This window comes from Streptomyces sp. NPDC028314 (assembly GCF_055565795.1).
In genome coordinates, this window is record NZ_JBVHTP010000001.1 from 146255 (window position 1) to 168459 (window position 22205).

The window sequence follows — 22205 nt, forward strand, 5'->3', positions numbered from 1 at the left end:
AGCAAACTCGGACATCTCTTGTCCGAGATGATACTCGGATAGTCTTTATCCGAGTCAAATGGGAGGGCGTATGAAACTGTCCGGCGGCGTCGAGTGGGCGCTGCACTGCTGCGTGGTGCTGACCGCGGCGACCGAGCCGGTCCCGGCCGCCCGGCTGGCGTTGCTGCACGACGTCTCGCCCAGCTACCTGGCCAAGCAGATGCAGGCCCTGTCCCGGGCGGGCCTCGTGACCTCCGTCCAGGGCAAGACGGGCGGGTACGCGCTGACCCGGGCGGCCTCCGAGATCACGGTCCTGGACGTGGTGCAGGCGGTCGACGGAGCGGGCCCCGCCTTCGTGTGCACCGAGATCCGCCAGCGGGGGCCGTTCGGGACCCCGCCCGAGGACTGCACGAAGCCGTGCGGCATCGCCCGGGTCATGGCCGCCGCCGAAACCGCCTGGCGGGCGTCGCTGCGGGGTGTCTCCATCGCCGATCTGGTCGGCTCGGTGGAGCGCGACAGCGGCCCCGAGGCGCTGCCGAGCATCGGGGCCTGGCTCGGTCCGGCGCACGGGTCCGACGCCTAGGCCCCCTCTCTTTCGGATCTCGCCTCGCCCGCACCGATACTGATGTCGCCCCGGGTCTGATCCGGCCCCGGGCGCGAGGTGAGCGGCCGATCCCGGCGGCACCACGCACCCGCCCGAGAAATGAAGAGGCACATGACGCTGACAGAAGGCCAGCGGGTACAGCTGGCGACGGAGACCAAGCTGCTCGATGCGGCGGAGGCAGTGGACGGCTCCTCGGCACCCACGGTGACGTTCGCCGGATCCCTGTCCCTCGCAGCGGGCACCGAGGGCACCGTCGAGCGGGTGGTCGAGCACCGGCTCCAGAGCGAGGGAGTCCGTGAGTACGTGCGCCTCAAGTCGCTCCTCGATGCCTTCGGCAGTGACATGCCCGCAGAGAGCAAGAGGCGCCTGGCGGAGCAGATCGCAGCCCTGGAACCCGAGTGGATCGAATTCCAGGAGAAGGGGCCGCGCGTGACGGTACGCGTGCGCCTCGACAACGGATTCATCCTCGACGAGGTGGAGGAAGGCTTCTTCACCGCCGGCTGACCCATGCCGAAGGCCATTCGGCGCCGACGACGGAGGATCACCCGGCGTCTTCTGGGCAGTGGAGGCATTGTGCCCGCGCGGGCGGAAGACTCCGCTGCCGAGGCCGGGCGCGTGGTGCCGAGCGAAGGAGAACCCCAGGATGTCCGTTCAGGAACAGGGACAGGAACAGGAACTGCGCGACCGGCTTCGGGCGTTGCGCAAGCAGCTCGATGAGCAGCCGACGCTGTCGGTGGCGGAGCGTGACCAGATCCATGTGCTGATGGACAGGATCGAGGACAGGCTCCAGACCGGCAACGCCGCTTCCCACCCAGGTGTCACGCATGGGGTGAACCTGGCCGTGGAACGCTTCGAAGCCGGCCACCCCAAGGTCGCCGGGGCCCTGCGCGGCATCGGTGTGGCTCTGGCCAACATGGGCATCTGACGTCCCCGCCCGCACGGCGGGTGTGCCGGTCCGGCTGCCGGGCGGCGGGGGTTCAGCCGGGGCCGGGGGCTACCGGCAGGAGCTGAAACGGACGCTGGGCTCCTGGTGGTTCGGCTGGCTGACCTTCTGCTACCTGGCCACCGCGGTGGTCGCCCTCGACAGGGCCCTCGCGATCGAGGACATCCCCCGGATCAGCAACGAGGCCTCGCCCGTCGCCGCGATCATGCACGACCGCCTCGGTACCGTCGCCGAGCGCGTACTGCTGACCGCCCCGTTCTTCCTCGGGATGCTGGTCTTCGACCGCCAGGCGCTGGAAACCGGGCCCGGAGACGAGAACGCCTTCACGCGCTGACGCAGGGGCCGGCGCACCGCCCTTGCCCCGCCCGAATGAGCGGTCTGCGCGTCCGCGCCCGGGGCCGCCGCCGCGACGGCCCGCGGCGGCCCCGGGCGCGACGATTCGGATCAGTCCCGCAACAGCAGCACGATGGCCGCCAGTACGACCGCCAGGGCGAGGGCGAGGACGCCGTAGACCACCCGGTGGTGGCGGAGCACCGGCAGGAAGCGGTCCAGGGCGAAACGGCCCGGGCCGGTGAGGGCCAGGGTGGCGGCCGCGCCGATGATCAGGGACTCGAACTCGACGCCCTCCAGGCCCAGCACGGCGCCGGTCCACTTGACGGAGATGGCATTGATCATGATGCCGACGACGGCGGCGGCCGCCAGCGGGGTGAGCAGGCCGAGGATCAGGCCCAGCGCGGCCAGCGTCTCGGTCAGACCGGCGATCACCGCCATGGTCTCGCCGGCCGGGTAGCCGGCCTTGCTGAAGAACCCGCCTGTGCCCTTGATGCCCGGGCCGTCGAACCAGCGGAACAGCTTCTGGGTTCCGTGGACGGCCATGATCATGCCGAGCACGACGCGCAGCACGGGCAGGCCCACGTCGTAGGGGGTGGTGCTGCCGGTCGTGGTGTGGGGAGGGGGATAGCGGGTCTCGGCCATCGTGGCACTTTCTGTCGGGGGTGGGTGGAAGAAGGGGAAGGATGCGGCGGGCAGGGCGTCAACGCCTCCCAGAGTGACGAACAGCGGGGCGAAATGCCCGGTATGCGGATGCGCGAGTCGGCCGGACGGGGGTACGCGTGCCCATGGAGGCACCGCCAGACGTCGGTCACTTTGACTGAATTTTCAGTCAGTGAGAGAGTGGCGGCAGTTGCCATGGCGCCTATCGTCCATTCCGGCTGGTCCCGGGGCGAAGCGCGCACTGTTGTCCGTATGGGCCGGTATTGCACACCGCGCGCCTGCCCCGGCCGGATACCCTCCGGCAGCCCACGATCGGAGCTCCCGTGTTCCCTCCCCCCACCCGCCGCACCGCCCTTCGGACCCTCGCCGGAATCGGCGCACTCGTCCTGGGCTCCTCGGCCTGCGGCTCCGCCGCGAACGGAGCGCAGGCCGGAGCGACCGGCGGAACCTCCCAGCCCACCCCCACGGGCGGAAAGCGTCGCCTCGGCGCCGAGTGGGAGAGCCACACCCGCACCTTCATGTCCTGGCCGGCCCTGTCCTCGGTCTGGGAGAAGGACCTGCCCTACATACGCGAGGACATCGCGCGGATCGCGCGCGCGATCGGGGAGTACGAGGCGGTCGTCATGATGGCCCGGCCCGATCAGGCGGACGCGGCGCAGCGGGCGTGCGGCTCGCAGGTCGAGGTCATCCCGATGGCCGTCGACGACCTCTGGGCCCGGGACACCGTCCCCGTCTTCGTCGAGCAGGGCGGCAAGGTCACCGGGGTCGACTTCAACTTCAACGGCTGGGGCAACAAGCAGGAGCACAAGAACGACGGGGCGGTCGGCGGCAACCTGCTGCAGAAGTTCGCGATCCCCCGGATCAAGGCCCCGCTGGTCGCGGAGGGCGGCTCCTTCGAGCCCGATGGTGAGGGCACCCTGCTGATCACCGAGAGCTCGATCGTCAACGACAACCGCAACCGGGGCAAGAGCCGGGACGCCATCGAGGCCGGGCTCAAGCAGACACTGGGCGTCGAGAAGGTGCTCTGGCTGGCCGGGGTGCGCGGGGAGGACATCACCGACGCCCACGTGGACAGCCTCGTGCGCTTCGCCGCGCCCGGCGTGGTCCTGCTGGACCGCGCACACCCCGGCACCCCGCCGGACTCGTGGTCGCGCTCCGCCGACCAGGCCAAGTCCGTGCTGTCGAAGGCGACGGACGCCCGTGGCCGACGCTTCGAGGTCATCGACCTGCCGCAGCCCGACCTGAACAAGATCACGGGCGTGGGCGACGACTTCGTTTCGACCTACGCGAACTTCTACATCGCCAACGACGCCGTCTTCATGCCCCGGTTCGGTGACCGCACGGCCGATGACCGCGCCCGCGGCATCCTGCGGGAACACTTCCCCCAGCGGGACATCGTGCCGGTCGCGATCGACACGATCGCCTCCGGCGGCGGTGGCATCCACTGCTCGACCCACGACCAGCCCGGCAAGCCCGCCGCCTGAACGTCGAACTCAGAGGTTGGTCCACATCTCGTCCGTGGATCCGGTGAACCGGCCCGGCGCCCGCGCCGCCTCGGGCGCCGTACTGAGCCTCAGGGGCGCCTCGTACTCAGTGCGCGCGCGGGACGTCCCTGACGAACACGATCCCGTCGTTGCCGGCCAGGTGGCCCGGGTCGTACGCGGCGTAGCCGTAGTACGGGGACACGCGGTGAGCGAGCCGCGTGTCGCCCAGAGCGGTGGCCAGCCGGGGCCCGTCGACGACGTACCGGTCCTCCGGGAGCGCGTACAGGAGTCCTTCGACGGTGTCCGGCGCAGGGGTGTCCACTCCGTGGTGCCGGATCGTGCCGAGGGCCGTGGCCAGGAAGGCGTACTCCTCGCCGAGTCGGGCGCTCACCAGCGCGCCGGCGCTCCACCACTCCAGCCGCACTCCGCCCATCCGCATCGAGCTCTTCTCCCGCTGGAGATGGGCGTTGTGGGCGTGGACCAGTGCCGGGCCCCGAGCGGCGACGGCGAGGAGGTTGTGCGCCATCATCTGGTCCCGCACGCCGAGCAGCCGGGTCATGCGGGCCGGTGAGGGGTCGGCCATCCAGAAGTGGTAGCGCAGCAGGCCGGTGGCGGTGCGCCCGAACAGGCGCGCCCGCTCCCAGTCGTCCCGCGAGGTCGCCGTGATCAGGTACGGCGTCTGCGCGTCGAGCAGCGCCACCAGATCGTCGGCGAGCACGCGCAGCTCCCTCGCCTCGGCCGACTGCCCCACGGACCGGGCCGGGTCCATCATCACGGCGGGATCGGTCCACCGGCCGTCGTCGCCGATCAGGCGTCCGAGCGCCTCCGCGGTACAGGGGAGCAGGCCCGGGTCCACCTGGGCGGCCAGGTAGCCGTGGAGCGCGGTGAGGGCCTGCCGGGGGCTCGCGGCGCCCGTGATCTCCAGCGGGCCGTCGACACCGGCGAAGCGCAGCCGCTCGGACGCGGGCCGGCCGGCGTTGTACTCCCGTATCCAGCGGACGAGTTCGCGGTTGGCCTCCGAGGCGCCGAACCCGTGGCTGAATCCGCGCTCCATCACCTCGTCGAGGGTGCCCTGGCCGGAGGTGACGTAGTCGTCCACGACCAGGCCCGTGATGCAGTCGCTCTCGATCGCGATCGTCCGGTAGCCCTCCTGCTCGACGAGCTGGCGGAACAGCTCGTTGCGCAGGTCGAGCAGGGTGTCCTCGCCGTGGGTGGGCTCGCCCAGGGCGAGCAGCCTCGGTCGGACCGGAAGCAGCTTCATGACGGCCGCGGCCTCGACGGCATGAGCGGTGTCCTTGATGTCGGTAACCATGGCTTCAACGCTATCGTTGAACCTCCGGTTGAAACTTTTGCGCGGTATCGTCGGTCCCGTGGGACGAAACCTTCAAAGCGGTGGGCAGCTCAGGCCGATCGACCTGGCGCGCGGGCACCGTCTGTCCACGCAGGCCATCAGGAACTACGAGGAGGCCGGCATCCTCCCGGCCGCCGGCCGCACGGCCCACGGCTACCGCACCTACACCCCGCTGCACGCGCGGGCCCTGGGTGCGTTCCTCGCCCTGGCGCCCGGCCACGGCCACCGGACGGCGACGTCGATCATGCGGGCCGTGAACCGGGGCGCGGTGGACGAGGCTTTCCGTCTCATCGACGAGAGCCACGCCCAACTGCTCGACGACCGGCGGACCCTTCAGGCCGTGGAGAACGCCCTGCGCGACCTGACCCCCACCGCGGCGTCCGAACCCGACGGGGCGGCGCCCGGGCCCGGCGGCACCTTCGTCGGGCCGCTGGCGGGGCGGCTGGGAATCCGGCCCGCGACGCTGCGCGCATGGGAGCGCGCCGGGCTGGTCCACCCGCGCCGCGACCCGGTGACCGGGTATCGCGTCTACGACGAGGCCGATGTACGGGATGCCCGGCTTGTCCACCAACTCCGGCGGGGCGGCTATCTGTTGGAGCAGATCGCCCCGCTGATCGCCCAGGTGCGGGCGGCCGGCGGGCTGGAGCCGCTGGAGGCCGCACTGGGCGACTGGCACGGCCGGCTGTCGGCCCGCGGGCGGGCGATGCTCACCGGGGCCGCCGAGTTGGAGGCGTACCTCCGCGCGCGCTGATGAGAGCGGACGAGAGACGGCGCGGGACACCCGGCGCCTTCGGGAGCGAGGGTACGGGTTCCTCTAGAGTGCGTGGAAGGCCAGTGAAGTCCACGGAAGGGATGTCTCCGATGACCATCGTGGTCACCACACCGACCGGACACGTGGGATCGCGCGTGGTGCGGCTGCTGCTCCAGGCAGGCGTCCGGCCCCGCGTTCTGGTGCGCGACCCCGGCCGCCTGGACGAGGCGACCCGTGCGCGGGTCGATGTGCGCCGGGGGGATCTGACGGACGCCGGGTTCGTCCGTGAGGCGGTGGCGGGGGTGCGGACCGTCTTCTGGGTGGATCCCACTCCCCACACGGCGGCGGATTCGATCGGGACCTCACTGCGGACCGCGGCGCCGTTGGTGGAAGCCGCCCGGGCCGGTGATGTGGGCCGGGTGGTGTTGTTGAGCAGCATCGGGGCGGAGAAGCGGCACGGGGTCGGACACATCGACGCCCTGGGCGGGATCGAGGAGCGGCTCGATGCAACCGGGGTGGACGTGCTGCACCTGCGGTGCGCGTACTTCTTCACCAACCTGCTGATGGACCTCGACGGGCTCTCCCAGGGCGTCCTGGCCACGGCGTTCGATCCCGACCGCCCGATGCCCTGGGTCGATCCGCGCGACATCGCGGAAGTGGTCGCGGCCCGGCTGCTGAACGACACCTGGCAGGGCCGGTCGGTGCAGGCCGTCCACGGACCGCAGGACCTCTCCTTCCGCCAGGTCGCGCAGATCCTCACCGAGGTGCTCGGGCGCGAGATCCGGCTCAACCCCCTCGACGCCGGCACGGCGCGGGACGCGATGCGCGCGGCCGGGCTGCCGCCCTCCGCGGTGGAGGGGATCGTCGGGATGGCCGTCGGATCGCACGACCTGGTGCCCGAGCAGCCCCGTGACCTGCTCACCACCACCCCGACCCTGTTCAGCGGATGGGCGTACGCCCAGTTGCGTCCGCTGCTGGCCAAGTGACGCGGGCCGCCACGGTGGCGGCTGTCGCCCGGGATCGACGGGGCCGCCTGCTGATGCGTACGCGGTAGTCAGTGCCAGGCGTCCCGGACCTGGTCCCGGAGCCAGGTGTGCGCCGGGTCGGCGTCGTTGCGCGGGTGCCAGGCCATGTCGAGCATCACGGACGGCAGTTCCAGTGGTACCTCCAGCGTGCGCAGTCCCAGCGCGTCCAGTTGCCGCGTGGCGCCGCCGGCCGGGGTGAGGCAGACCAGGTCCGTGTCGCGGCACAGGAAGAGCGCGGCGCTCCAGCCCGGCATGACGGCCACCACCCGGCGGCGCAGCCCGAGCTCGGCCAGCCGGTCGTCGATGGGGCCCCGGACCCGGCCCTGTCGGGACACTCCGATGTGGTCGGCTGCGGCGAAGGCCCTGGCGGTGACCGTCTTGCGGGCGGCCAGGGGGTGTCCCGCGCGTACGGCGGCCAGCAGGCGGGTCCGGCCGAGGGGCTCGATCCGGGTTTCCGGGTCGGGGTGGCCGATGACGCCGATCTCCAGGTCGAGCCGTCCCTCGCGCAGGGCGGGCGTGCCTTCCATGGCCTCCGGCATGAAGCGCAGGGTGACGCCGGGCGCTCGGCCGGCGACGGCGCGCACGAGGCGGGGGGCGAGACCGGCGAGGACCATCTCGCTCGCCTGGACGGTGAAGTCGCGGGACAGCTGCGCCGGGTCGGTGGCGGGTTCGGGTACGAGGAGGGCGCGTGCCTGGTGGACGAGGGCGTGGACGCGCGGGCGCAGTTCGACGGCGCGCGGGGTGGGGACGAGGTGCCTTCCGGCGCGGACGAGCACGGGGTCGCCGAGGGCCGTACGGATGCGTCCGAGGGTGCGGCTCATGGCGGGCGCGGACACGTGCAGCCGGGCCGCGGCCCCCGTGACGCTCTCCTCCTCCAGCAGCGCGTCGAGGGCCACGAGCAGGTTCAGGTCCAGCTGTCTGTCGAGTCCGTCCACGAGATGTGTCCCCCCTCACAGGCCGGTCCGCGCAACTGCCGCGCGACCAGCTTCATTTCGGTGCATGCAATCACACCTTGCCATAACTGCACTGGAGTTAATCCGGGTGGCCGCCCAGGCTTGAGGCATGACACAGACCATGCAGGACGTACTCGCCGTGGCGAGCCAGAGCGGCCCCACGATCACCTTCTTCGACGCCGTGGACTTCCGCCGGCTGGGAGTGCTGGAGGTCCCGAACGAGCCGCACGAGCTGTGCTTCGACCCGGTGCGGAGGCGGCTCTACGCCACGATCACGTACCGGTCCGGCTACTACCACGCCAACGGCGGGCGCGCCCACGAGCTCGTGGTGATCGATCCCGATCGGCGCCGGATCGTCGACATCGTCGACCTCGCACCGGAACGCGCGCCGCACGGCATCGCCCTGGACCCCTCGGGCGAGCTCCTGTGGGTGAGCGTCGAGGCGCACGGCGACGAGGAGGGTGCCTTGGTCGCGCTCGACGCGGACTCCCTCAAGCCGGTGAGGCGGCTGTCGGTGGGCGCCCCCGGCCCGCACTGGTTCACGCTCACGCCGGACGGCCGCCGTGCGTACAGCGCCAACAAGGAGGCGGCCTTCCTCTCGGTCGTCGACATCGGTACGGGAGCCGTGGCCGGCCGCATCGAGGTTCCCGGGAGCGAGGGAATCGCGGCGTCGCGCGACGGACGGTTCGTCTATGCGGCCGCCCCCAAGGGGGACTTCGCGGTCACCGGGCCGGTTCCGGACGCCGGGGTGCGGGTCATCGACACGGCCACGGGCGCCGTGGTCCGGACGCACCGGACGGACGGCTTCGTCTTCCCCGTCCACGTCACCGTCACGGATCTGGTCCTCGCCGGGGAACTGCGCATGGGGGCGGGCCGTTCGGCGCTGGGCGAGCAGGAACCGGGGCTCCTGCACGTGTACGGGAAGGACGGTGAGGAACACGGCAGCGTGGAGGTCGGCGCCTTCCCCCTGACGATCACCTCGTCACCCGACGGCAGGTACGGCTACGTCGCGGCGGTCTCGTCCAGCACGGTGACGGTGGTCGACCTGGCGCGGATGGCGCCGGTGGCGACCCTGCACGTCGACCGCGCGGGAGTGCCGGGAGCACACGGGCTCGCCTACGTCCCCGGTGCCTGACCGCTGCGTTCCGTGCCGGGCGCTCAGCTGCCCGACAGCGTGCTCTGGAGCCAGTCGAAGACGACCTCGCAGTGCAGTTGCGGGGCCATCGGGGAGCAGTGGAGCTGCGCGCCCTGCGCTGCGGTCAGCTTCAGGTAGTCCTTGGGTGAGGTGAGCGCGTCGTACAGCCGGCGCGGCTGGCCCGGGTAGAACTGCTCGTCGTCGTAGTCCAGGACCAGGGTGGGTGCCTTGATCCGGCTGATGACGGAGGTGATCGTCAGGGCCTGGATACGGGTGGCGGGCGTGTAGAAGTCGGTGAACAGCTTGCCTTGGCGGGCGTCGAGCATGGCCGGGACGGAGAAGGGCTCGAAGCGCTTCTTCATGACGGCGGCGGCGTCCGGCGGCAGTTCGGGAACGACGTCCTTGTTCCAGATGTCGTTCGTCTTCTCCTTGCTGGTGGTGAGGATCTGCCGGATCTCGGGCGGGAAGCCGAGCCACGGCTCGACGCAGCCGGGCATGGCTACGAGTGCGGCGATCCGGTCTTCGAAGGCCGCGGCCCGCGGGGCGAGGTCACCCGCCATGCTCAGCCCCGTCAGGGCGATCTTGCGGGGGTCCACGTCGGATCGGGCGGACAGCCAGTCGACGAGGGGGCTGACGACCTTCTCCCAGGTGGGGGTGAACACCACCCGGTCGACGAAGAGCAGCTGTCCCTGGCCCGGACCGTCGTAGACGAGCGCGTTCCACCCGCGTTCGAGTGCGGCCGGAACGCCGTAGGTCCACATGTCGACGTTCTGGCCGTCGCTGCCGTTGGTGAGGATCACGGTGGGGCGGGGAGTGTTCGACTCGTCGGGACGGAAGAACCACACCGGCAACGGCGTCGTGCCGTACGGGACGGTGGTCTTGATCGCGGCAGGCTCGCAGAGGTCGCAGAAGCTGTCCCAGGCGCTGCGCCCGGCCCGGTACAGCTTCTCCTCGCCGGCCGGGTCGTCGGAACCCAGTACGAAGAACAGTGCCTGGCCGTAGTACTGGGCTGCGCGCAGCGCCCGGAACCGCTTGGTCTGGGCGTCGGCCGGGGCGCCCGGGGGCGCCTTCAGGAGCTGGTCGCCGAGCTTGCGGAAGGTGTCGACGTACGTCTGCGCGGAGAGGCCGGCCTGGTTGATCGCGTTCACGGCGGTGAGGACCTCGCCGACCTCACTGGCGCCGGCGCCGGCGGCGCCGAGCGCGAGGAGGCCGTTGAAGTTGTACCCCGGGTCCTTGAAGAGCGTCATCGCGCCGGGGGTGGGGTCGGCCGCGGCCGGGCGGGGCGAGGCGGAGCCGCCGGCGGTGGGCGCCGCCGCGCCGGGTGCACCGGCGGGGGCGCAGCCCGCGGCGAGCGCCGTCCCCGCACCGGCGACGAGGAGGGCGCGGCGGGTGGGGCCGGACCCACCGTCGTTCGGTACGCGTGTCATATCCGCCGAACGTAGCCGCGACCGGGTACGGCGACATCTCGTCTGCTCCGAACGGCCCACGCCCTCCCGCCGCCCGGGACGTCCCGGGCGGCGGGAGGGCGCAGTGCGCTCACTCGTCGCGCAGCAGGTCACTCGACGTGCAGCAGGTCACTCGACCCCCAGCAGGCGCCGCCGGTCTTCGGGGCTGGACCGGAATTCGGCGCAGGCCGCCTCGTGGACGATGCGGCCCTTCTGCATGACCGCCACGTTCCGGGCGACGGAGAGGGCGAGCCCCAGGTTCTGCTCGACCAGGACCACCGACATGCCCTGCGCGCTCACCTCTCGGATGACGTCACCCACCTGGGCGACGATCGCAGGGGCGAGGCCGTCGGACGGCTCGTCGAGCAGCAGGAGACGCGGATTGCCGAGCAGGGACCGGGCGATCGCGAGCATCTGCTGCTCTCCCCCGGAGAGCTGGTCACCGCGGTGCCCGAGCCGCTCCCCCAGCCGCGGGAGCAGTTCGAGGATGCGGGCCCTTGTCCACGGGCCCCGGGTCGAACGCCGCGAGGCGATCGCCAGGTGCTCGGCCACGGTCAGCGGCGCGAAGACCCGGCGGCCCTGGGGAACGACACCCACCCCTGCCCTGGCGATCACATCGACACGGGCCCCGGCGATCTCCCGGCCGCCGAGGGTGACGCTGCCTTCGTACGGCCGCAGGAATCCCATGACGGTCGAGATGAGGGTGGTCTTGCCGACCCCGTTGCGGCCGAGGACCGCGACGATCCCGCCTTCGTCGAGGTCGAGATCGACACCGCTCAGTACCACGCCTCCGGCGTAACCGGAGCTCAGGCCACGCACGCTGAAGAACGGCTTCACGAGGCGGCCTCCATCGTGCCGAGGTAGGCGCTCTGGACCTCGCTGGAGGCCCGCACCTCATCAGGGGACCCGGTTTTCAGGTGTCTGCCGAGGTGCATGACCGTCACCGTGTCCGCGAGCTCGAAGACCATGTCGAGGTCGTGTTCGATCAGGAGTACGGTCACTTCGGCCGGCAGGGCTGCGAGGAGTTCGGTGAGTCGCGCCGTCTCCGCCGGGGACATGCCGGCGGCCGGCTCGTCCAGCAACAGCAGCCGGGGTTCGGTGGCCAGAGCGACGGCGACCTCCAGCTGCCGCCTTTCGCCGTGCGAGAGGGCGGCCGCCTGGACACCGTGCCGGGCGGGCAGGCCCACCCGCTCGAGCAGCGTGCGCGCCTGCGCGATCGCCGTCGTCCGGGCACTCACCTTCCGCCAGCCGCCGAGTCCGGAACCGGCCCGGCACAGCACGGCGAGCAGGACGTTCTCCAGCACGGTCTCGCGCATGAAGAGACTGGAGTGCTGGAACGTCGCCGCGACACCGAGTCCGACCCGGCGGTCGACGGGCAGCCCGGTCACGTCCCGGCCGTCGACGAGGATGGTTCCGGAGGTCGTCGCGAGCGTTCCCGAGATCAGGCCGAACAGCGTGGATTTGCCCGCGCCGTTCGGGCCGATGACCGCGTGCCGGGCGCCCGCTCGCACGGTGAGGTCGACCTCGTCCAGGGCACGGAAGGAGCCGAAGTGCCGTGATACCCGGCGCAGTTCCAGTAGATCGTGTTCTGTCACGCCGTCCTCTTCCGGGTCAGCCTGTGCGGGAGCCGTACGCCGGCCAGCCCGCGGGGCAGCGCGTAGACGGCGATGACGAAGAACAGTCCGAGCAACAGCGGCCCTCGCCCCGCGACGGCTTCGAGGTTTCCGAGGTAGTCACGGGTGAGCCAGACGAGCGCGGCTCCGGCGCAGGCCCCCCACATCGAGCCGGAGCCGCCGATGACGACGGCGAGCAGGGCCAGGGCGGCGATCTCGAATCCCGCGTCGCCGGGCGAGACGAACCGCTGCACCGACACCCACAGGCCGCCGGCGACGCCGGCCAGCGCACCGGCGCCGCAGTAGACCGTCAAGGCGTACCGCCGGGTGGGGTATCCGATCGCGCTCATGCGGCGCTCGTTGTCGCGGATCCCTCGCAGGGCGAGGGCGAAGGGTGTCGAGCCCAGGCGGGAGACGACCGCGAAGAGCGCCAGGAACACGGCCAGGACGTAGAAGTACACCAGTCCGTCGAGCTCCAGCGCGGCCATGCCCGGCAACGGCACCACGGGCGGGATGCCCGACACGCCGTCGGTGCCGTTCGTCAGCGACTTCCAGTTGACGGCCGCGCTGTAGGCGATCTCGCCGATGGCCAGCGTCAGCATCAGGAACACCACTCCCCGGGCTCTCACCGCCAGCCATCCCGTGGGGATGGCCACCAGCGCGGAAACTCCTGCGGCGATGAGCAGTTGGAGTACCCCGACGTCGGTGAGCCGCGTCGCGACGATGGCCGCCGTGTAGGCACCGACGCCGAAGTAGGCGGACTGTCCGAGGGTCGGCAGTCCGGTCAGGCCGGTGAGCAGGTTCACGCTGATCGCGAGGAGGGCGAACACCAGGATCCGCGAGAGGGTGCCCACGGCGTACGGACCGAGGACGAAGGGGGCCGCCGCGAGCCCGAGGGCAACGGCGGTCATGGACAGCCGCCGTGCGGCGGATCCGTCGGCTCCGGAGGGGCTCATGCGCGCACCCCCGACGGGATCAGGCCGTGCGGGCGGACGACGAGCACGGCCAGCATGGTGCCGAAGAGCAGGAAGGGGGCGTACTCCGGGAGCAGCGCCACCCCGAGCGTCTGCACCTGGCCGATGAGGAGCGCGCCGGCGAGCGCGCCGCGCACGGATCCGAGACCGCCTACGACCACGACGACGAGCGAGAGGACGAGGACGGTCTCGTCGACGCCCGGGCCGGGCCCCAGGATCGGGGCCCCGAGGACACCGCCGACCACGGCCAGGGCCGCGCCGAGCGCGAAGACGCCGTAGAGCACCTTGCGGATGTCCACGCCCTGCGCGCGGACCATGTCCCGGTCCGCGACGGTGGCCCGTACCAGTGCTCCCAGCGAGCTGCGTTCGAACACGAGGTACACGACGGCGGCGAGGCCGGTCGCGACGCCGATGAACACGAGCCGGTAGACCGGATAGGCGTGGCCGAGGAGGTCCACCGTCCCGCGCAGCGAGGTCGGCGGGTCGGTGGGCAGCACCTCCCCGCCGAACGCCGCGGCGAGGAGGTCGGCGACGATGAAGGTGACGCCGAGGGTCAGCACGGCCTGGTCGAGGTGCCCGCGCCGGGCCAGCGGCTGGGTGAGGAACGTCAGCGCCGCCCCGCCCAGGGTGCCCACCAGAACGCCGGCCGCCAGCGCGAGGAGCAGACCCCACAGGGTGCCGTCGGACAGTGCGTAGGCGACGTAGGCCCCGGCGAGGTAGAGCGTGCCGTGCGCCAGGTTGAGCACGTCCATCATGCCGAAGACCAGGGAGAGGCCGACCGCGATCGTGAACAGGAGCAGACCGAAGGCGACCCCGTCGATCACGCTGACGAAGTTGCCGTCCAACCATCCGTACATGTCAGCCGCCCAGTCGGCCGAGCTCGGAGCTGACGGTGTTGGCCCCCTGCTTGACCTCGCGCAGGTACCAGGGCTGGATGGGCGTGCCGCCGTTGTTGAACCGCCAGGTGCCTCGCGGGCTGTCGATGTCCCCCACCTTGGCGATGGCGGCGTTGACCGTTTCCGAGGTCACCGTGTCACCGGCGGCCTTGATCGCCTGGTCGAGCACCTGTGCCGCGTCCCATGAGGCCATCGCGTACGTGGTCGGGTCGGCGCCGTAGGCGGACGTGTAGGCCGGGGCGAACTGCTTGTTGGCCGCGTTGTCGAGGTCCGCGCTGTAGTTGAGGGCGGTGAGGATGCCCTCGGCCGCCTCTCCCTGCCCCTTGAGCACGCCTCCCTCGGTGAGGAAGCCGGGCGCGTAGAGCGGGATCTTGCCGGCCAGTCCGAAGTCCCGGTACTGCTTGACGAAGTCGACGGCCGTGCCGCCGGCGTAGAAGCAGAAGACGGCCTTGGCGCCGGACCGCTCGATCTGGGCGAGGTACGGCTGGAAGTTCTTGGTCCCGGGGAACGGCGTGTAGACCTCCTCCCCCGCGATCTTGCCGCCCGCCGGGAGGAAGGTGGACTTGAAGCCGTCCACCTCGTCCTTGCCCGCCTGGTAGCCCGCGGCGATGAGGAAGACCGGGCCGCCCGCCTTCTCGGCCACGTGCTTGCCCAGCGCCTTGCCTGGTTCGTCGTTGACGTACGAGGTGCGCCAGATGTACTTGGTCCCCGTCAGGGTCGTGGGCGAGGCGTTGGAGCCCACGAGCGGGACCTTGCCGCTCTCGAACAGGTCCTTGACCCCGTTGATGGTGGCCGAGCTGACCACGCCGCTCACCGCCAGTACGCGGTCCTGCTTGACCAGCTTCTCCGCCGCCGCCTTCCCCGAGTCGGCCGTCTCCCCCTCGTCCGCGATCACGATCTCCACGTCGCGTCCGCCGAGCTTGCCGCCGTGCCGCTCGACGTAGAGCTCGAAGCCCTGCTTCATGTCGTCGCCCAGCGCCTTGTAGGTCCCCGACTGCGGGACGAGGAGCCCGATCTTCACGGGCCCGTTCTGCTTGTCCGCCTCGCCTGTCCCCAGGCTGGCGCCCCCACATGCCGTGGCCAGGAAGAGGGCTGCCGTCGTCACGGCGATCAGACCAACGGGACGAAATCGACCTGCCATGGAAACTCCGAACGTTGTCAACCGGCCCTGGAGGGCCGGATGTTGCTGATGAGGCTGCCTTGAGGGTGGAGGTGACACGTGTCTATCGCGTATCACCGACGTACGTCAAGAGTTCGCGATATCACTGGCGGCTCGGGGGCCTCACCCCTTGACCCTGGCCCGATACATGTCGTAACACTGACCCTCGTCAAAATGACGCTATGCCGATTCGGCGACGGGCTCTTGATCAGTCAGGGAGTGAAGCACCATGACCGACTATCCATCGCGGCGCAACATCCTCAAGAACAGCGGGGTGCTGGCCGGTGCCGCGCTGCTCTCCGGCATGCCGGGCGGGGGCACGGCTCAGGCCGACCCGCACACAGCCGCGTCCTCGCCCGTGGTGGAGGCTCCCGCGGGCCGGCTGCGCGGAAGCACGGAAGGAGGCCTCGCCGTGTTCAAGGGCGTGCCCTACGCGGCGCCGCCGGTCGGCGCTCTGCGCTGGCGGCCGGCCCAGCCCCACCCCGGATGGCAGGGGACGCGCGATGCGACCGCCTTCGGGCCGAGCGCACCGCAGCCCTACCGCGAAGGCGGCGACCAAGTGCTCGGAACGCACGGCTCGCCGCCCTTCGACGAGGACTGCCTGAACCTCAACGTCTGGACCCCCGGAGCCGGTGGCACCAAGCGGCCGGTGCTGGTGTGGATCCACGGCGGCGGCTTCATTTCCGGATCCGGGTCGCTGCCGAACTACTCCGGCGAGACCTTCGCGCGGAACGGCGACCTCGTCGTCGTGACCATCAACTACCGGCTCGGTCCGCTGGGCTACCTCTACTTCGGGGAGGACGGCGCCGGCGGGAACTTCTGGCTCACCGACCAACTCGCCGCGCTGAACTGGGTACGGGACAACATCGCCGCGTTCGGCGGCGACCCGGACAACATCACCGTGGCCGGACAGTCCGGCGGCGCACTGTCGGTCGCGGCGCTGGCCGGCGCCCGGACCAAGGGCCGCCCGCTGTTCCGGCGCGCGATCCTGCAGAGCCCGCCGCTCGGGCTGAAGATCCCCACGCGCGCCGAGTCACTCCAGCGCACCGCCACCTTCCTGGACATCGCCGGAGCCAAGAACGTGGCGGAGCTGCGGGCCGTGCCCTGGCCGCGTCTGATCGCCGCCACCTTCGAGATGTTCGGGCGCACCGGACAGTGGGGGTACTGGTCGACCCCGTTCCTGCCCGTGCTCGACGAGGTCACGCTGGACCGCAACCCCGCCGACCTGCTGCTCAGCGGGGCCGGGGCGGACATCGAGGTCCTGATCGGCTGGACCAGGGAGGAGGCGAACTTCGCCTTCGCGCTCAGCGAGCCGTACGCCACCGCGACCAGGGACCAGGTGCTCGCCAGGGCCCGGGACACCTTCGGGAGCCGGGCTCCCGAGGCGTACACCGCCTACGAGGAGGCCCGGCCGGGTGCCCGCCCGCTGGACGTGCTCATGGATCTGATCACCGACGACCTGTTCCGCATGCCCTGCGTGGCGCTGGCCGAACGGCGGGCGGCCCGTGGACGTCCGGTCTGGGCGTACCAGTTCAACCTCCCGACGCCCGCGCACAACGGTCAACTCGCGGCAGCGCACTGCCTGGAGCTGCCGTTCGTGTTCAACAACTTCGACAAGTGGTCGCAGGCCCCCTTCCTCGCGGGGCTCGGCCCCAGGGTCCGTGACGGTCTCGCCGCGACCGTGCACGCGTCCTGGATCTCCTTCATCCGCACGGGCGACCCCAACCACCACCCCATGCCCCAGTGGGACCGCTACGGCCGGGACTCCCGTACGACGATGACCCTCGACTCGGTCACCACGGCCACCGAGGACATCGCGGGATACTGGCGCCGCCTGCACCATCCGGCCGTGCCGTAGCCACACCGCCGCTCTAGGAACCGGGCGTCGCCTCTTCCAAGCCGGTGACCTGCTGTACGTGCAGCAGGCTCGGCGTGGCGAGTACCTCGTGCAGCTGCTGGAAGGTCCGGCGCGCGGCAACCGCGTTCCAGTCGGCGGGGAGCAGCTCGCTGGGCAGGCCGGGGTCGAGGTAGGGCAGCCGGCGCCATTGGGTGAGCATCGGGACGTAGTGGCGGAAGGCCTCGCCGCCGGTGATCTCGCGCTGCTGCGCGAGTCCCGCGGCGACGGGAGCGTACGCGTCGGTGAACGTGGCGTACTGCGCCTGGATCGCCGGGAAGTCCCACCACGAGCTGACCGTCCCGGGCAGGTCGCTGAAGGCGGCGTAGTCCGCGGCGAACAGATGCACGTAGTCGCTGAGACCGCGCCGGATGAGCATGTCGCGGGCGTCTCCGAGGAGCCGGCCGGGTGCCAGCCACACGCCCGGAGCGATGTTCCCGAAGCCCAGCCAGGTCAGCCGGGTGCGCAGCTGGTAGCGGTACGACCGCTCGGACTCCGGTACGGAGAAGACGGCCATCGCCCAGCCGTCGCTCAGCTTCGCCGGTTCGAGGCTGCCGAAGATGCGCCGGTCGCCCTCGTCGAAGACGGGTTGCGCGGCTGGGCTGAGCCGGTAACCGGTGGCGCCGCGGTGTTCCGGTTCGAGTACGCCCTTCTTCTTGAGCCGGGAGATCGCCGAGCGCGCCGCCGGACCGTCGACCTCCAGCTCCGACATCAGGGTGACCAGGTCGGCGACGGAGATCCAGCCGCCGAGCCGGCGCGCGAACGCCCCGTAGACCGTGTTGATCAACGAGCTGGGCCTGAGGGGACTGTCCGCCATGATCGCCTTCCGTCGTGTGCGGTCGCGATCCTACCGAGCCGGGCGGACGGGACACCGTCCAGGTCCAGCTCACGGCGGGCCGGGTGTGCGACGACGGGGCGGCGCGGCGCCGTCACGGCGCGGTGGACGACGGTCGCACGGGCGGCGCCTCCGCGTAGGCCCCGGACAGGAGATGGCCCGCTCCAGGGGCCACGGCCGGCAGGTCGAGGGCGCGCAGCATCTGGTGGGCTGTGCACACCGCCGCCGAGACGACGGGCTTGCCGAGGAGCTGTTCGGCTTCCTCGACGGCGCCCAGCGAGGGCATCTGGACACAGGCGGAGAGCACCACCGCGTCGGCGTCGCCGTGGTCCATGGCCTGGGCCAGCCCGGGGAGGCGTGCGGGGTCGTGCGCGGCGACGTCGAGGTTGTTGGGGATCTCCAGGGCCCGGTAGTCGAGCACCTCGATGCCCTCGTGGGTGAGGTAGTCGACGACGGTCTTCGTCAGCGGGCGCATGTACGGGGCGATCAGGGCGATCTTCTTCGCGCCGAGGGTGTGCAGGCCGTGCACGAGGGCTCCGGCGCTGGTGACGACGGGGGCGGGCGCCCCGTTCTCCACGGTACGGACGTGCAGGCGTTCCTCGGAGGTGCGGTGGTAGCCGAGCCCCATGCTCATGATGGCCACCAGGCAGGCGTAGCCGAGCACGTCCACGTGCGCGTCCGAGAGCTCGACGGCGCACCGGTCGGAGTCGGCGTCCATGGCCCTCAGCTGCTCCGGGGTCACATGGGTCATGCGCATCCGGCTGGAGTGGAAGGTGAAGCGCTCGGGCGCGATGGTTTCCCGGGCGCGCAGGATCGCCGGGACCTCGGTCTCCATCGTGACGTTGGAGCTGGGCACGATCTGGCCGATGCGGTAGGTGGGGTGGGCGGCGTGGGTCATGGTCGCTCCTCAGCGGGCGTCGACGACGGGGTTGGTGAGGGTGCCGATGCCTTCGACGGTGGCCTCGACGGTGTCGCCGGGGTGCAGGAACTCCGGCGGGACCATGCCTGCTCCCACTCCTGCGGGCGATCCGGTGGCGATGACGTCTCCGGGCTCCAGGGTGACGCCGGAGGAGATGTCGGCGATGAGGCGGGCGATGGGGAAGAGCATGTGCCGGGTGTTGGACTTCTGCTTGGTGACGCCGTTGACGCGCAGCGAGAGGTCGAGGTCCATGGGGTCCGGGATCTCGTCGGCCGTGACGACGGCGGGGCCGAAGGGCGCGTAGGAGTCCTGGCCCTTGGAGAAGAACCACTGGCCGGAGCGGCGCTGGTCGCGGGCGCTGATGTCGTTGACGATGCTGAAGCCGAAGATGTGCTCGTACGCCTCCTCCTCGCTCACCCGGAGGGCGGTGCGGCCGATGACGACGGCGAGCTCGCATTCCCAGTCCAGCTGCGTGGTCAGGTCCGCGTTGTGCAGGATCGGCTGGCCGGGTCCGGTGACGGCCGTGGCGGGCTTGCTGAAGAGCACGGGGCGCGAGGGCCGCTCCTTGTCGGTGTCCAGGCTGCGGCTGGACTCCTCGACGTGCTCGACGTAGTTCAGCCCGACCCCGATGATCTTGCCGGGGCGCAGCGGGGCCCGCAGTGACACCTCGTCGATCCGGTGCACGGCACCGGCCGGCCAGGCGGCGGGGCCGCCGGCGAGCAGGCGGCGCGCGGTGTCCTGGGCGTCCGGGCCCGCCTGGATGAACGACAGGAGGTCCGCGGGCAGCTGTACGCCGACCAGGTCGGCCAGGGTGGCGAGGTCGACGACCAGGTCGTCGGCCTGCGCACCGAGGCGGAGGGGCGAGGCGTCGAGGGTGTAGGTGACCAGCCGCATGGGTGCTCCTTGCGCGTGATGGGGATGGGGTTGCTGCGGAGGGGTGGGACGGCGGCAGAACTCAGGTTGCTCCACCGCCGCCCCGGATCGGTGCTCCGCCGGGCCGGCGCCGGTGTCAGGGCCGGCGGCGTCCGGCACGGCGGAGCGGTTCAGGCGGTGGGCTGGTGCCCGCCGTTGTCGGTGTACGCCTCTTCGCGGTGGAAGCCGAGGGAGCGCATCACGGGGAAGTCGTTGAAGGAGAACAGGCAGGCGTCCTCGGACTCGTCGAGGTTGCGGTGCTCGTGCCAGGCCCAGGAGGGGACGCAGAACATGTCCCCTTGCGTCCACTCGAAGCGCTGTCCGGCGATCACCGAGACCCCGCGCCCCTTGGCGGCGGTATAGATGACCGATCCGGTGTGGCGGTGGGCGAGGGTGGCCTGCCCGGGCCGCAGCAGCTGCATGTGGGCGCCCATGGTGGGCATCACCGAGCCGCCGGTGACCGGGTTGGTGTACTCCGCTATCACTCCGTCGTACGGGGATCCCTCGGTGGCCTTCGCCAGGCCCAGCAGGGCCTCGTAGGTGGGCTCCCAGGGGAAGGCGAGCAGCGGCGAGTAGGGCCGGGTCCACTTCTCCACGCCGTAGGGCAGGAGGTTCGCGCCGTAGGTCAGGACCGAGGAGTTGATGACCTTTCCCGGGGTCTGGTACAGCTCGGGGTGGACCTCGTAGAAGCCCGCGTCCAGTGCGTTGACCAGCGGGATGTCCAGGCCGTCCTGCCAGATCACCGGTGCGTCGTCGGCCTCGTTCCCGTGTTCGTGCCAGGTGCCGTTCGGGGTGATCGCGAAGTCGCCGGGTCCCACCTTCAGCTTCTGCCCGTCGACGATGGTCCAGGCGCCCGTGCCCTCGTGGACGAAGCGCAGCGCGGCGGCCTGGTGGCGGTGGGCGGTCATCGCCTCACCGGGTCCCATGATCTGCAGGCCCGTGTAGAGGAGACCGACGGCGGCGCTGACGTCCTTGCGGCCCGGGTTGACCAGCATCACGACGCGGCGGCCGGCGTCGTCGGCCTTGACCAGGTCCAGGGCCTTGCGGACCAGGGGCCGCAGTTCGCTGTAGCGCCACAGCACGGGGACGGACTTCGGCTGCGGGTACCAGGGCTCGATGTCGTTGGCCACGGTCCACAGCGCGCCGGCTTCGAGCTGGGCGAGTTCGCCGTAGAACGCGGCGAGTTCAGGGGAGTCGGACACCCGTGCTCGGCCCAGCTGGCTGTCGTCGTACTCGGTGGTCATGCGTCCTCCTTCGTGATGCCGGTGATGCCGGTGTGGTCGGTGCCGGTGTGGTCGGTGCCGGTGTGTTCGGTGAGGCCGGTGGAGCGGGGCGCCGGGGTGGCGTGGGGTGCCGCGGTGTGCGCCGGATCCGTCGCGAAGGTCACCGGCGTGCGCGGGCGGTTGTCGACGTGGAGCTGGAAGACGTCGAAGCGGTTGTAGTGGCCGACGATGTCGTGCATCTGCTTGGGCTGGATGCACCGGGCGAGGTCGATCTCGGCATAGACGATGCCTTCGTCGTCGACGAGCGGTTCGGTGACCGGCCGGCCGTCGGGGCCGAAGATCCCGGACAGGGCGCTGCGGGGGCGCGTGAACTGTTTGCGCAGCTCTTCGTCGTCCCCCGCGAGGAGGTCGACGATCTCCGGAGAGATGGTCGAGCAGGCGACCACGGAGAACACCTTGCCCTCGAAGCTGTGGGCGGCGGTACGGACGGCGATCGCCTCGGCCATGTCGTAGTCGGCGGGGGCCACCGGCAGGGCGATGTAGCAGGAGGCGTGGACCAGTTCGCCCTGCGCGAGGAGGGTGAAGCGGGCCAGGGTGTTGGTGTTCTCGCCGCAGGCGAGGGCGCCGAGCGGGCCGACGGGAGTCCGGTGGACCTTGAGCGAACTGCCGTCCCCGCCGGTCCAGGTGAGCTTCTCGGCCCAGGTGGGCACCAGCTTGCGGTGGACTCCGAGGAGTTCCCCGTCCGGGCCGATGGTGAGCAGGGTGTTGTAGAGGACTCCGAGGCTGTGCGGGCCGCGCTCGTTGACGCCGATGACGAGGACGACCCCGTACTGGCGGGCCGCGGCGCGCAGTTGGTCCACGTACGGGCCGGGGACGTCGACCGCGGAGCGGTAGAGGCGCTCGAACCAGGGCGAGCCCTGGACCGGGTTCATCGTCCAGTTCCAGTACGGGTAGCCGGGGACGAACACCTCGGGGAAGACGACGAGTTCGGCTCCGGCAGCCGCCGCCTGCGCGATGAGCCCGACCGCCTTGTCCACGGTTGCGGCCGCGTCGAGGAACACGGGGGCCGCCTGCACGGCCGCGGCGGTGAAGCGTGGCAGATTGTCCATCGGTTCTC

23 protein-coding genes are annotated in these 22205 nt (G+C 71.2%); 9 read left to right on the plus strand and 14 right to left on the minus strand.

Going from position 1 to position 22205, the window contains the following annotated elements; all coding sequences use genetic code 11:
• The first annotated feature begins 70 nt into the window (after window positions 1-70).
• From ACZ4TG_RS00700 to ACZ4TG_RS00715, 4 genes are all read left to right on the plus strand, one after another.
• Complete coding sequence (locus tag ACZ4TG_RS00700) at window positions 71-562, plus strand: RrF2 family transcriptional regulator (RefSeq protein WP_468159101.1); 492 nt, start codon at window positions 71-73, stop codon at window positions 560-562.
• Window positions 563-694: 132 nt separating this feature from the next.
• Window positions 695-1087, plus strand: coding sequence for a hypothetical protein (locus ACZ4TG_RS00705; protein WP_468159103.1), 393 nt, complete (start codon window positions 695-697; stop codon window positions 1085-1087).
• A gap of 139 nt (window positions 1088-1226) precedes the next feature.
• Window positions 1227-1508, plus strand: coding sequence for a DUF4404 family protein (locus ACZ4TG_RS00710; protein WP_468159104.1), 282 nt, complete (start codon window positions 1227-1229; stop codon window positions 1506-1508).
• A gap of 22 nt (window positions 1509-1530) precedes the next feature.
• On the plus strand, window positions 1531-1860 hold the full coding sequence (locus ACZ4TG_RS00715) for a hypothetical protein (protein ID WP_468159106.1): 330 nt from the start codon (window positions 1531-1533) through the stop codon (window positions 1858-1860).
• 110 nt (window positions 1861-1970) lie between these two features.
• Here the strand turns inward: ACZ4TG_RS00715 and ACZ4TG_RS00720 are convergent, their stop codons facing one another.
• Window positions 1971-2501, minus strand: a complete 531-nt coding sequence (locus tag ACZ4TG_RS00720; RefSeq protein ID WP_468159108.1) for a DoxX family protein — start codon at window positions 2499-2501, stop codon at window positions 1971-1973.
• 341 nt (window positions 2502-2842) lie between these two features.
• Here ACZ4TG_RS00720 and ACZ4TG_RS00725 point away from each other — a divergent pair, with 341 nt between their 5' ends.
• Window positions 2843-4003 (plus strand): agmatine deiminase family protein, encoded by a 1161-nt coding sequence (locus tag ACZ4TG_RS00725; RefSeq protein ID WP_468159110.1) that lies wholly within the window; start codon window positions 2843-2845, stop codon window positions 4001-4003.
• 106 nt (window positions 4004-4109) lie between these two features.
• On the opposite strand, the gene ACZ4TG_RS00730 is transcribed toward ACZ4TG_RS00725, so the two are convergent.
• Window positions 4110-5315, minus strand: coding sequence for an erythromycin esterase family protein (locus ACZ4TG_RS00730; RefSeq protein WP_468159112.1), 1206 nt, complete (start codon window positions 5313-5315; stop codon window positions 4110-4112).
• A 58-nt stretch (window positions 5316-5373) separates the two neighbouring features.
• On the opposite strand from ACZ4TG_RS00730, the gene ACZ4TG_RS00735 reads away from it, so the two are divergent.
• Window positions 5374-6105: a TioE family transcriptional regulator gene (locus tag ACZ4TG_RS00735; RefSeq protein ID WP_468159114.1), complete on the plus strand. Its 732-nt coding sequence runs from the start codon at window positions 5374-5376 to the stop codon at window positions 6103-6105.
• A 110-nt stretch (window positions 6106-6215) separates the two neighbouring features.
• Window positions 6216-7091 carry an NmrA family NAD(P)-binding protein gene (locus ACZ4TG_RS00740; RefSeq protein WP_468159116.1) on the plus strand — a complete coding sequence of 292 codons (876 nt, stop codon included), beginning with the start codon at window positions 6216-6218 and terminating at the stop codon, window positions 7089-7091.
• Between the two features lie 68 nt (window positions 7092-7159).
• Here the strand turns inward: ACZ4TG_RS00740 and ACZ4TG_RS00745 are convergent, their stop codons facing one another.
• Complete coding sequence (locus tag ACZ4TG_RS00745) at window positions 7160-8065, minus strand: LysR family transcriptional regulator (RefSeq protein WP_468159118.1); 906 nt, start codon at window positions 8063-8065, stop codon at window positions 7160-7162.
• 127 nt (window positions 8066-8192) lie between these two features.
• On the opposite strand from ACZ4TG_RS00745, the gene ACZ4TG_RS00750 reads away from it, so the two are divergent.
• Window positions 8193-9218 carry a YncE family protein gene (locus ACZ4TG_RS00750; RefSeq protein ID WP_468159120.1) on the plus strand — a complete coding sequence of 342 codons (1026 nt, stop codon included), beginning with the start codon at window positions 8193-8195 and terminating at the stop codon, window positions 9216-9218.
• A 23-nt stretch (window positions 9219-9241) separates the two neighbouring features.
• On the opposite strand, the gene ACZ4TG_RS00755 is transcribed toward ACZ4TG_RS00750, so the two are convergent.
• From ACZ4TG_RS00755 to ACZ4TG_RS00780, 6 genes are all read right to left on the minus strand, one after another.
• Window positions 9242-10645, minus strand: coding sequence for an alpha/beta hydrolase family protein (locus tag ACZ4TG_RS00755; RefSeq protein ID WP_468159122.1), 1404 nt, complete (start codon window positions 10643-10645; stop codon window positions 9242-9244).
• Window positions 10646-10792: 147 nt separating this feature from the next.
• Window positions 10793-11500, minus strand: a complete 708-nt coding sequence (locus ACZ4TG_RS00760; RefSeq protein ID WP_468159123.1) for an ABC transporter ATP-binding protein — start codon at window positions 11498-11500, stop codon at window positions 10793-10795.
• Window positions 11497-12258 carry an ABC transporter ATP-binding protein gene (locus ACZ4TG_RS00765; protein WP_468159125.1) on the minus strand — a complete coding sequence of 254 codons (762 nt, stop codon included), beginning with the start codon at window positions 12256-12258 and terminating at the stop codon, window positions 11497-11499. Before ACZ4TG_RS00765 ends, ACZ4TG_RS00760 begins: the two co-directional genes overlap by 4 nt.
• The gene (locus ACZ4TG_RS00770; RefSeq protein ID WP_468159126.1) at window positions 12255-13232 is read right to left on the minus strand and encodes a branched-chain amino acid ABC transporter permease; all 978 of its coding nucleotides are present in this window, start codon (window positions 13230-13232) and stop codon (window positions 12255-12257) included. The genes ACZ4TG_RS00765 and ACZ4TG_RS00770 overlap by 4 nt, the downstream gene beginning before the upstream one ends.
• Complete coding sequence (locus tag ACZ4TG_RS00775; RefSeq protein ID WP_468159128.1) at window positions 13229-14107, minus strand: branched-chain amino acid ABC transporter permease; 879 nt, start codon at window positions 14105-14107, stop codon at window positions 13229-13231. Before ACZ4TG_RS00775 ends, ACZ4TG_RS00770 begins: the two co-directional genes overlap by 4 nt.
• A gap of 1 nt (window position 14108) precedes the next feature.
• A complete protein-coding gene (locus ACZ4TG_RS00780) occupies window positions 14109-15251 on the minus strand; it encodes an ABC transporter substrate-binding protein (protein WP_468159130.1) in 1143 nt (380 codons plus the stop codon).
• Window positions 15252-15534: 283 nt separating this feature from the next.
• Here ACZ4TG_RS00780 and ACZ4TG_RS00785 point away from each other — a divergent pair, with 283 nt between their 5' ends.
• Entirely contained in the window at window positions 15535-17163 is a 1629-nt protein-coding gene (locus tag ACZ4TG_RS00785) for a carboxylesterase/lipase family protein (RefSeq protein WP_468159132.1), read from the plus strand.
• A 13-nt stretch (window positions 17164-17176) separates the two neighbouring features.
• Here ACZ4TG_RS00785 and ACZ4TG_RS00790 read toward each other — a convergent pair whose 3' ends face one another.
• The 5 genes from ACZ4TG_RS00790 to ACZ4TG_RS00810 form a co-directional block, all read right to left on the minus strand.
• Window positions 17177-18016 (minus strand): PaaX family transcriptional regulator, encoded by an 840-nt coding sequence (locus ACZ4TG_RS00790; RefSeq protein ID WP_468159134.1) that lies wholly within the window; start codon window positions 18014-18016, stop codon window positions 17177-17179.
• A gap of 112 nt (window positions 18017-18128) precedes the next feature.
• The gene (locus ACZ4TG_RS00795; RefSeq protein WP_468159136.1) at window positions 18129-18932 is read right to left on the minus strand and encodes a maleate cis-trans isomerase family protein; all 804 of its coding nucleotides are present in this window, start codon (window positions 18930-18932) and stop codon (window positions 18129-18131) included.
• Window positions 18933-18941: 9 nt separating this feature from the next.
• Window positions 18942-19847, minus strand: coding sequence for a fumarylacetoacetate hydrolase family protein (locus tag ACZ4TG_RS00800; protein ID WP_468159137.1), 906 nt, complete (start codon window positions 19845-19847; stop codon window positions 18942-18944).
• Window positions 19848-19996: 149 nt separating this feature from the next.
• Window positions 19997-21109, minus strand: coding sequence for a cupin domain-containing protein (locus ACZ4TG_RS00805; RefSeq protein WP_468159139.1), 1113 nt, complete (start codon window positions 21107-21109; stop codon window positions 19997-19999).
• Window positions 21106-22197: a carbon-nitrogen hydrolase family protein gene (locus ACZ4TG_RS00810; protein WP_468159141.1), complete on the minus strand. Its 1092-nt coding sequence runs from the start codon at window positions 22195-22197 to the stop codon at window positions 21106-21108. The genes ACZ4TG_RS00805 and ACZ4TG_RS00810 overlap by 4 nt, the downstream gene beginning before the upstream one ends.
• Window positions 22198-22205 lie beyond the last annotated feature (8 nt).